The organism is Candidatus Arsenophonus lipoptenae (assembly GCF_001534665.1).
GTDB lineage: Bacteria > Pseudomonadota > Gammaproteobacteria > Enterobacterales > Enterobacteriaceae > Arsenophonus > Arsenophonus lipoptenae.
In genome coordinates, this window is the sequence record NZ_CP013920.1 from 186,196 (window position 1) to 197,564 (window position 11,369).

Below are 11,369 nucleotides of genomic sequence, written 5' to 3' on the forward strand. Positions count from 1 at the left end.
TAATTCTTATTTATGATTAAATAAATGTACTAATAAAAAAATTAAAAATATTTTTATATTTTATAATTTTTTCTAAAAAATCATATTGATATTTTATGTTTATAACCAAATATATATTAATAACTAAAATTATAGATTCGTATTTTTAAACACTAAAACTATTTTATTAATATTTAGTTATATTAAATTAATAAAATAAACATAAAAACATTAATAAAATGCTTTTAAAAACAAAATTGATATAATTATTATAAAACACTATGAATAAAAAAATTTTTAGTAAAAAACTTTATTTTACCCACATAGAATATTAATAATTTCTCATAGACTTATTTTGATATGTATATCATTTCTTTTAAACTAAAAGAAGATATTTAATTTACGATTTTTGGATTATATTTGAAATTAATAAGTAATTTAAAATAAAAATCTCTAAATTTAAGATAATCACTTATATTATGTAATAAATTGTATTAAAAAATACTATATCATGGTATTTATATAGAATTCCATTCTAATATAAAAATATATTTTTTAAAAATTTATTAAATATTAAATAATTATTATAATAATTTAATCATTTAAACTAAAAATTGAATAAATCTAGTGAAATTGTAATATATAAAACTATATGTTTTAAATTCTGTTTAACATTCTTAAAAACTTTTATTTAAATTTATACTGTTATTTATATACATTAATTTATAAGTACATATTTTAATATTAATTAATAGCTAATCCTAAATATTTCTGATGTAATTTTATTACACTTTTATTTAATTGTAAAAAATCTTCATCGTTATTATTAATTACATCATCAGCTCTTTGTAATCTTTCTCTACGATTAATTTGATTAGATAAAATATTTTTTATTTCTTGTTCACTTATACAATCTCGTTTAATTATACGAGTTATTTGTTCCTCTGGTTTCACATCAATAACTAATACTCTACTAACCAAAAGATCCAGGTTCTTTTCTATTAATAATGGCACAACCCAAACTACATATGGATAATTAACCAAAACTAGCTGACGTTGAGTTTCTTTATATATCAAAGGATGAAGCAAATTATCTAACCATTTTTTTTCTGTTGAATCGCTAAATATTTTTTTTCTTAATTTTACACGATTTAAAGAACCATTATTATTAAGAATAGTTAACCCAAAATGTTTTTTAATCATATTAAAAGCATAAGTATTTGACTGAACAATTTGTTTTGAAATAACATCTGTATCAATTATTGGTACACCTAATAATGCAAATTTTTTTGATACAGTACTCTTACCACTTCCAATGCCACCTGTTAAAGCAACAATATAACTCATCTATTTTACCGTTCTATAATATGTGTATTAATAAAAAATACTTAGCTAATATTTTTATATTATCATTATTATACAGTATACTTATATATTAAAAAATAAAATTAATTATCACTAAATATATATCTAAATATCATGTGATATCATTTTATATATTTTAATATCATTAAATTAACATAATATTAATATATTAATTTAATATAGAAAAAGTATATTAAAAAAATTTTGTAATAATATAATTGACAAAATTTTAAAAAAATTATTTACAAAATAAGTTATTTACTGTTACTTTGGCAATATTTGATGTAAATAAATATATATGATTTAGTAATTTTATATCATACAAAATAATATATATATAAACTATATGACTGTCATACAATATACTAATGACATTAGTACATAATACAATAATAATTTTTTATAATTTTAAAAAGATATTTTTATATTTTATAATAACATAAAATAAAAATTGTTAAATATATTATAATAATGATATAATTAGTATTATTAATAGAATATCCATGCTAGAATTAATAAGATCAATATTCATAATATTTTTATTAAATAATTATTTAACTATAGTTATTTTAAAACAATAATTATTAGTAATTACTATTTTATTTTTTTAAACATAAGATCAAATATCTTATGACCTAATTTTTTTCCTTTTATTTCAAATTTAGTCATAGGTCGTGTAACAGGTCGCTCAATATAATTACCAGATACTGATAAATTTTTATAATTGCTGATTTGACACATTACATCTAAAATATGGTTAGCATACGGATACCAATCAGTAGCTATATGAAATACACCACCTAACTCTAATTTATGTAAAATAAGTTTAGCAAAATATGGTTGTACAAGTCTGCGTTTATGGTGTCTTTTTTTAGGCCAAGGATCTGAAAAAAAAAGTTGTACCATATTTAATGAATTATTTGGTATCATTTTTTCTAGTACTTCAATTGCATCGTGGCATATAATACGTAGATTATTTAAATTATAATTATGTGCAGATAATAAACACTTAATTACTCCAGGAGTATAAACTTCAATACCTAAAAAATTTTTAGTAGAATTTTGTTGCGCTGTATAAATCAAAGACGTTCCTATACCGAAACCAATTTCTAAAATTATTGGTGCAATATTACAAAATAATCTATCAAATGATAATAATTGGTCAGTATAATTTACACCTAAATTAGGCCATAACTTTTGTAAAGTAAATTTTTGTTGATAAGTTAATCGTCTTTGACGAATTACAAAACTACAAATACGATTAACTATTTTACCATTTTTACTCATTTTAATGTTTTAATAATATTAATTATTACTCATATATTAAATATAATTTTATCAAAAAATATTTTTTCTGATTTAATAGAGGTTATTTTAAAATTAATAAAAATAAATATTAATTATTTATATAAAATTTATTTTTATGTAATTTAATAAAAAATTATATAAATATATATAATAGAATATAATTTTTATATAACTATAAATAATAAAACTATTATAAAAATATATTTTATAAAAAATAAAATAAATAATTTAAGATTTAAAAAATCAAATATTGTATTTTGTAATAAAAGATCTATTGTTATATATATAATTATTAAAAATAAATCATGCTATCATTATAAAAAATTTTAAATAATTAATAAAAAATAAATTATTTTAATTTGAAATAATAAAATAATATTTATATGTGATCTTTTGCCTATAAAAGTTTTTTTAAATATAAAAATATAGCTATAGTAAGTAAAAACATTTACTTTACTCTTTACTATAAAATTATATATTACTATAAAAAATAATTAGCTATGTTAATACTAAAAATAAATGCATAAATATTTTAATATTATGAAAAATAAAATATAAAATTAATAAACTAAGATTATATAAAAATAGCTAAAATAATTTATAAGATAAATTTAATAATTTTAAGGGTTAATTAATGAATAGAACTATTTTTTGTACTTTTTTACAACTAGAAGCTGAAGGATTAGATGTTCCAGTTTATCCTGGTAAAATAGGTAAACGCATATATGATAATATATCAAAAAAAGCTTGGAAACAATGGATAAATAAACAAATAATTCTCATAAATGAGCAAAAACTTAGCACTTTACTTGATAAAGATAAAAAGATACTTGAGCAAGAGATGGTAAAATTTCTCTTTAAATGAAATATTTCATATATCAAAATATATCAAAATTAAAAATAACTACTTTTGTATTTTTATGTAAAAGTATATGTATATAAAAAAGAAACTACTTTCTTTCGTTATTATTCAAATTTTACTAGGTTGTTCCAGTAAAAGAGAAGTTTTTTCGAGTAATGAATATGTTAAAAACACAAATGGATTTGACATTCTCATTCAACAATTTGCCCATAATATTGATAATATTTGGGGCAATCAAGAAATATTAATTACTGGACCAAAAGATTATGTAAAATACACTGATCAATACCAAACTCGTAGTCACATTAATTTTGATAACGGCAATATAACTATTGAAACTATTTCAAAAAAAAAACCAAAAGAATGCTTAAAAAAAAATATTATTACTACTTTATTAATGGGTGTTAATTCCAAAGAATTTAATTTTTATTCTGATATAAATCTAATTAATATTAGCAAAAAACCATTTTTATATGGACAAGTACTTGATCAAACAAATAAACCTATTTTACAAGAATGGCATGCAGTAAAATTTAGCAATTATTTATTAAAAAATAAATTACAAAAACGTAAATCAGGATTGCATGTTATATGGCTAATTAATATTCAATTAATGCCTAATAATATAGATAAACGTGCTCATAAATATTTACCATATATCCGTAAATCAGCAGCAAAATATGGAATTGATGAGTCATTAATTCTAGCTATTATGCAAATAGAATCAAATTTTAATCCTTATGCAGTAAGTAGTTCTGATGCATTAGGTTTAATGCAAATTATGCCACACTATGCAGGCAGAGATGTTTTTCATGCCCAAGGAAAATTAGGAATACCAAGTAGAAATTATTTATTTAATCCAGCTAATAATATCGATTTAGGAGCCGCATATTTATCTCTATTACAAAATACTTACTTAGGTGAAATTACTAATGTTATTTCACAACGTTATGCTATAATCACAGCATATCATGGCGGTTCTGATACTGTATTAAAAGTATTTCATAATGACAAAAAGAGAGCAGTACAGATTATTAATCAAATGCTACCAAAACATGTTTACCAAAAATTGGTAACTAACCATCCAGCAATGCAATCACGTAATTATTTGGTAAAAGTTAATAATGCACAAAGAAAATATCGTTAATTATTTATATCTCTAATTTTAGAAGACAAAATATATTTTTTAAATTTAAAAAAAATTTAGTTTTAGTTTATTACTTCAATACATATAAATTATTATAAAATCATAAATAATTAGAAAAATCCTAAAATATTAAATTTTCATTTAAATATTTAATTAAAATATCTTTTAAAATCATATACAAATAATCAGTAAATTTGTTGCAAAACAAAACATAATCAAAATACAACATTAATAAGATATTTATAAGATATAGATCTTATGCTATATTAATTTTCTATAAATTTCTATAAATATAGAAATTATATTATATAATATATGAATATAAACTAATTTTTAAATAAAACTATAAAATATTTTTATATTTTATAATAATAGAATTTATTAGTATAATAATACTATATCTTATTTATTTAATAATAAATTCATTTATAAAAATAATGTTAATAAAGAATTAAAAAATAACATAACTTTCTTAGTTATCTTCCAGTTATATTTTGTTTCTTTTACATAACCTTATCGTATGGCCTGATCAAGCTGATGATTAATAATGTTTTTTGATAATCCTGTATAATTAATAAAACCTTGCTTTGGAATTTCCTCAAATAATCGAAACCGATTCATAAAAAATTCAAATGGTCTATCCAATATTTTTACTTCTTGTTGCTTATATAAATATATACCATCCATATAACCTTTGGGGTGTTTCGTTTTTATAGTTCATAAAATACGACCATCAGAAAAAGAAATTTTTCCATGAGCTCCACAGCCAATACCTAAATAATCTCCAAAACGCCAATAATTTAAATTATGTTGACATTGATATCCAGGTTTATTAGCATAATTAGATATTTCATACTGATTATATCCTGAATTATTTAATAATTTATTTCCTTTATAAAAGATATTATCTTGAATATCATCATTAGGTAATTTAGGTGGTCTATAACCAAAATATGTATTAGATTCAATAATTAATTGATACCATGAAATATGAGAGGTAGGGAAAAATTAATTGCTTGTTGTAAATCAAAAATAGCTTCTTCAACTAATTGATCAAGTAATCCATACATTAAATCGAGATTAAAACTTCGTAAATTTAATGTTGTTACTAAAACAATTGAATTTATAGATTCTGTAAATCCATGTATTCTTCCTAACTGAGTAAGCTTATTAGTAGAAAAAGTTTGGATCCCAAAATAGGAATTCTATTAATACTAGTTTGTTGATATTGATTAAAACTATTGGTATTAATTAAATTTGGATTTGCCTCTATAGTAATTTCAGCATTATCTGATAAAAATAATCTTTCATTTATACTATCTAATAAATACTGAATAGAATCAATATTAAATAAACTAGGAGTACCTACCCGCCAATAAAAATACTATTAACTTAGCGATTGTTTATTGAAGTAATATCAGATTAAAGATCAGTTAATAGATGATTAATGTATTTTTTTCATCTATATCATCTTTTATAATGTGTGAATTATAATCACAATAGTAGCATTTTTGTATACACCAAGGGACGTGCACGTACAAACTCAAAGGTGGTAATTTTACTATAACTTATAAGTTTAAAATAAAATTTTTATATTACCATAAATTAAATAGCTAATTTTTTTAAAAATGATAGCATTGATTTAAGAATATACTATACATATTTTTTTATATCATATAACCTATAGAATATAATATATTGGTTACATCAGGATCAATAAATAAAAGAATATTTAACCGTAAATAATCTAATGCAATTAATATTAATGTAACTATCATAGGAGAGAAATCTATTCCATTAATAATGGGAACAATCTTACGAATAGGTGAAATAATAATTTCAGTTAATTGCATAATAGCATAATCAATAGGATTACTTCCTTGACTAATCCAGCTAAAAAATACACGAATTAAAATTAACCAAAAAACTAACTTTCCAGAATAAGTTAATAACTGAATAATACTAATGAGTAATAGCTTTATACTAATTAAAGTTAATGTATTTGATACCCACATTATAAAAATAATATTAACTACTGTTAAAATATATGACACTAATAAAGTAGCTGTATCAAACATATTAATAGAAGGAATAAACCTATGCAATGGCCTCATAACTAATTCAGTTAATTTTACTACAAATTGAGAAACGGGATGATAAAAATCAATTTTAACTAATTGCATCCATACTCGAAAAAGTAGTATAATAATATATAGCTGAGTTATAGTTGAAACTATAAAAGTTAAAAATTGCATTTAATTACCCTAATCAGTTAAAATATTTTTTAAATATGACGATATTCTGTATACGATCAATTTATGATATTTTATGGTAGTAGAAATTACTGTTGTTACTTTAAAACTTCAGTTATTTCACAATCAATAAATGATTCTTTTAAACTATTAAAAATTTAATTTACTATTTTATAAAAATATTAATAAAATTTATAAATTAATACAATATTGCTTTATAGCAAAAATTATAACTACTTTGTAACATATAAATTAATTACTAACTTATAGATGAATATTCATTAAACCATATTTCATTAATCAAATTGTATCCTTTATATATTTTAAATATTAAAAAATTAACTTTGAATTAAATTGTAACTTTATTTAATTAATCATAAATTGTTAATTTATGATTATAAATTTGTACTTAAAAATAAATAACTAATTATAAAATAGCTTCTCAGCTATCTACTGGCATATGATTTATTTTTTTATAAAATATTTTTTGTTTACATAATCAATTAAAAAGAGTTTTCTATTTATATAGGAATATGATTTTGATAGAGGTAAAATTACCTATTGCTAAATAACCTATTTATATTTAGTAAAAGTAATAATTAATTCTTAAAAAACTGTTAAATATTTTGTTCAAACCAACTCTCTAAAATAATCACTGCAGAAAAAGAATCAATTTTCTTTTTATTTAAAGCTCTATAACCACCATAATTAAACAATTTTGATCGTGCTTCAACAGTTGTTAACCGTTCATCATGTAATATTACTTTGATACCAAATCTCCATTCTAAGTTATAAGCAAACTTACGTGCTTTATTACTTATTATTTGCTCTGTTCCATCCATATTTAAAGGAAGTCCAACAATAATTAATTTAGGATGCCAATCTTGTAAAATTTTATTAATTTCTACCCAATTTGGGTTACTATCTTTTACTTTTATTGTTGTCAAAGGTCTAGCTGTTGTCGTAATTTCTTGTCCAATAGCAACACCAATACTATTGGTACCAAAATCAAAAGTCATAATTGTTTTCTTTATCATTATATAAAAACTCTTTAATATACAACTATAAATTATTTAAAAACCAAAATATTAACTAATAAATTTATATGTATTCATATATAAAAAGTATATTTTTAATTAAAATTTAATAATCAGCAAAATAATATTTTTTATCAAAAACAAAATTATTAATATAAAAATATACAGTATTTAATATATTTTTAGAATAAGTAAAACTAACCCTATATTAGTTAATTATTCGTTAAACGTAATATAAATTATTATTTATTAATTCAAATGTAATATAAATTATTGGTTATTAATTCACTTTATAAACCATTTTTTCTATTGCATCAAATAACATACCAGTAATTGACATATTAGACAATTCTATTTCAATTTCACGTATACAAGTAGGACTTGTAACATTAATCTCTGTTAACCGATCACCAATAATATCTAATCCAACAAAAATTAATCCTTTCTTTTTTAGAATTGGCGCTACCTCTATAGCAATTTTCCAATCACTAATTGTCAATGGTCTTACTTCACCATATCCACCTGCAGCTAAATTTCCTCTCGTTTCACCTTTAGAAGGTATACGAGCCAAACAATAAGGAAAAGGTTCACCATCAATAATTAATATACGTTTATCACCATATTTTATATCAGATAAATAATTTTGTGCCATACAAAACCGTTGTCCATATTTAGTTATGATTTCAATAGCAACACCAATATTAGGATCATATTTTGTTAATCTAAAAATAGACATCCCTTTCATTCCATCCAAAGGTTTTAAAATTATATCACCATGTTTTTGATGAAATTCACGTATTTTTTTATTATTTCTAGTTACTAATGTATCAGGAATTAAATTAGCAAACCATATAGTAAATAGTTTTTCATTACAATCTCTTAAACTTTTTGGTTTATTAATAATTAAACTACCTGAATATTCCGCTATTTCAAGAATATATGTAGCATAAATATATTCAAGATTAAAAGGAGGATCCTTACGCATTAAAATAACATCAAAATTTCTTAAAGGGGATTCTTGTTCAGATCCAAATTCATAACATTGTTTAACATCTTGTTTAATCTTTATTAACCTTTTATTACGACCATATGCTTCACCATGCAATAAATATATATCACCTATTTCCATATAGTAAATTTCATAACCACGTTGTTGAGCTTCTAATAGCATAGCTATGCTACTATCTTTTTTAAAATCTATAGTAGCAATAGGATCCATTACAATACCTAACTTCATGAGTTTATATTCCATGAAAGAAATTTTTTAAAAAATATGATTCTTTAATAATAGTTATTATAACTGTTTCTTTTTTAAAGCAAAATAAAAAATAGATAATATATTAAAATTTTTATTAAAACTAATTACATAAATTTTTAAAAAATTAAACATTTTATATTAAATAACTATGATGATTATCATTTAAAATGATAGTAAGTATATAATATATATAAAATATATAAAAAATATCAAAGATCAATGTCGATATAATCTTCTAAAGGATCTAATTGTGGTTTACCGCCAGATAAAGTATGAAATCGTTTTGGTTTATTAATAAGAGTTATATATTTATACCATACTTTTTCTTTTGATGTCATAGGTTCACGTTTACCACGACACATAGCAACAAAAAACTGTTCTTCTTCTGTTTGTGGCTTACGCTTACCTAAATCAAGTTCATAAAAAACTTGACCATAATGTTCTAACAACTTAGCTTCTTTAATAGTGAAATCACCATGACGAGAAAACCCCCTGGGATAATTTTTACTATCAAAAAATCGATTAGTTGTAATAAAACTTTCTACCATATAACACACTCCATACCTATTTCATATAATATTTTATTTATGGTGCGGAAGTATTCATTAGCAATTGTATTTTGCAAAATAAAAATTTTAATTATCAAATATTAAAAACTATAAAGACTACTATGGATATTGAATTATTAAAAACTGACTTAAAAGTTAAAAAATAGATATTTTTATCAGCAAAAGTATTTTTGCAATAAAAATTATTTATAATTTTCTGTATTTATTAATTAGAAATTGAGTTTAGCATTACCTCATCTTTACTATTTCATAATGAAATTTGTTTAATTATAGTAAAAAACAACTGAATTTCTTACACTAAATTACTTAATAAATATGTAGCAAAAAGTTAAGAAAAATTTCTCATCAATTATTATATACACTATTTTTAATAAGTTTTACAATATTACTATGGGGGGTAATTCAACAAAATATATGAGAAAACTATTTTTAGTGATGCGATAAATTTAAAAAAATAACAAATTAAAAAATTAAATTTATCTTAATTATATTTAATATTTAATTAAATTATAATAAAGTAATATTTTTAATATCATAAAAATAACATTTTTATTTAAAATTTATTAAAATTAATAACAATATCATCTAAATCTTACTAAAGAATTATTCTACTTAATTTAATTTGCTATTTTATTTTTATTAATATATTAATTAATATCTAATATTATAATTATTATTATACATTACATATAAAAATAATTTTTAATATCTATTAAAATATACTATACTAGTAGTGGTATATTAAAAAATAATCAAAATATATATTAATAAATGAAATTAATAAAAAATTTATATGTATTAATATTAACTTTAGAAAAAATTATTAAAAATAATTATATTTTTTTTACATAAATATATTTTTTTTACATAAATATCATAATAAATAAATTGTAATATTTTATATCGAGTTAATAAATTAAAATAATCAAAACTTAATAAACCATTACGAGCTATGATATGTATATAATATAGATATAATAATTAATAACAAAAAAACTTTAACTAATCATATTTATTTAAGTATTAATGAAATAATCATTTTAAAAATTAATAGTAAATTAAATTTAAATAACTTTTAAAAAAAATATAAAATTTATGATATAATCATAAAAATTATTAATATTTACAGTTTTTATTAATAAATTGAATTTTAAGAAGCTAAGTAAATAATAACTTGTTATTAATTAAAATTATTTAATAATTTTATTAAATAAAACAAAAACTTAGTTTATATAAAACATACCTAAATTTATTTCAAAATAAAAAATAAAATATAGATGTATTAATAATATTTTATAATATGAGTATATAATATTACCATAAATACTAATTTATAAATAATTGTATTATTTATATTATTATATTTTTATAAACTTACTGATATTAGAAATCAACTAAGCATTAGGATTTTTTTATTAAAAAAACTATAAAATATGAAATAATAAATAATTGACAAAAAAATAAAATTATCAGTGAATTATATTCAAATGAAACAGTTATAACTATTTGCAAAAATTCTTAATTAGAATTTTATAAATAAAGATTTTATATAAAATCTTTTAAAAATATTTACCTGATGATAAGCATTTCTT

The 11,369-nt window shown here is 19.8% G+C and carries 8 protein-coding genes and 1 pseudogene; 2 read left to right on the forward strand and 7 right to left on the reverse strand.

Annotated elements, in window-relative coordinates:
* Positions 1-723 precede the first annotated feature (723 nt).
* Both coaE and trmB read right to left on the reverse strand, forming a co-directional pair.
* Positions 724-1,326: a dephospho-CoA kinase gene (gene coaE, locus AUT07_RS00775; RefSeq protein ID WP_066282889.1), complete on the reverse strand. Its 603-nt coding sequence runs from the start codon at positions 1,324-1,326 to the stop codon at positions 724-726.
* Positions 1,327-1,938: 612 nt separating this feature from the next.
* Complete coding sequence (gene trmB / locus AUT07_RS00780) at positions 1,939-2,631, reverse strand: tRNA (guanosine(46)-N7)-methyltransferase TrmB (protein ID WP_066282891.1); 693 nt, start codon at positions 2,629-2,631, stop codon at positions 1,939-1,941.
* 655 nt (positions 2,632-3,286) lie between these two features.
* Here trmB and AUT07_RS00785 point away from each other — a divergent pair.
* Together AUT07_RS00785 and mltC are read left to right on the forward strand one after the other, a co-directional pair.
* On the forward strand, positions 3,287-3,517 hold the full coding sequence (locus AUT07_RS00785; RefSeq protein ID WP_066282896.1) for an oxidative damage protection protein: 231 nt from the start codon (positions 3,287-3,289) through the stop codon (positions 3,515-3,517).
* Between the two features lie 73 nt (positions 3,518-3,590).
* On the forward strand, positions 3,591-4,661 hold the full coding sequence (gene mltC / locus AUT07_RS00790) for a membrane-bound lytic murein transglycosylase MltC (protein WP_157871132.1): 1,071 nt from the start codon (positions 3,591-3,593) through the stop codon (positions 4,659-4,661).
* A gap of 426 nt (positions 4,662-5,087) precedes the next feature.
* On the opposite strand, the pseudogene hemW reads toward mltC, so the two are convergent.
* From hemW to AUT07_RS00815, 5 genes and pseudogenes are all read right to left on the reverse strand, one after another.
* Positions 5,088-6,226, reverse strand: a pseudogene (gene hemW / locus AUT07_RS00795) (radical SAM family heme chaperone HemW).
* 102 nt (positions 6,227-6,328) lie between these two features.
* Positions 6,329-6,916: a YggT family protein gene (locus AUT07_RS00800; RefSeq protein ID WP_066282904.1), complete on the reverse strand. Its 588-nt coding sequence runs from the start codon at positions 6,914-6,916 to the stop codon at positions 6,329-6,331.
* Positions 6,917-7,530: 614 nt separating this feature from the next.
* Positions 7,531-7,950, reverse strand: a complete 420-nt coding sequence (gene ruvX / locus AUT07_RS00805) for a Holliday junction resolvase RuvX (protein WP_066282907.1) — start codon at positions 7,948-7,950, stop codon at positions 7,531-7,533.
* Positions 7,951-8,230: 280 nt separating this feature from the next.
* The gene (gene gshB, locus AUT07_RS00810) at positions 8,231-9,187 is read right to left on the reverse strand and encodes a glutathione synthase (protein WP_236860974.1); all 957 of its coding nucleotides are present in this window, start codon (positions 9,185-9,187) and stop codon (positions 8,231-8,233) included.
* A 230-nt stretch (positions 9,188-9,417) separates the two neighbouring features.
* Positions 9,418-9,756: a MaoP family protein gene (locus AUT07_RS00815; RefSeq protein ID WP_066282913.1), complete on the reverse strand. Its 339-nt coding sequence runs from the start codon at positions 9,754-9,756 to the stop codon at positions 9,418-9,420.
* Positions 9,757-11,369: the final 1,613 nt, after the last annotated feature.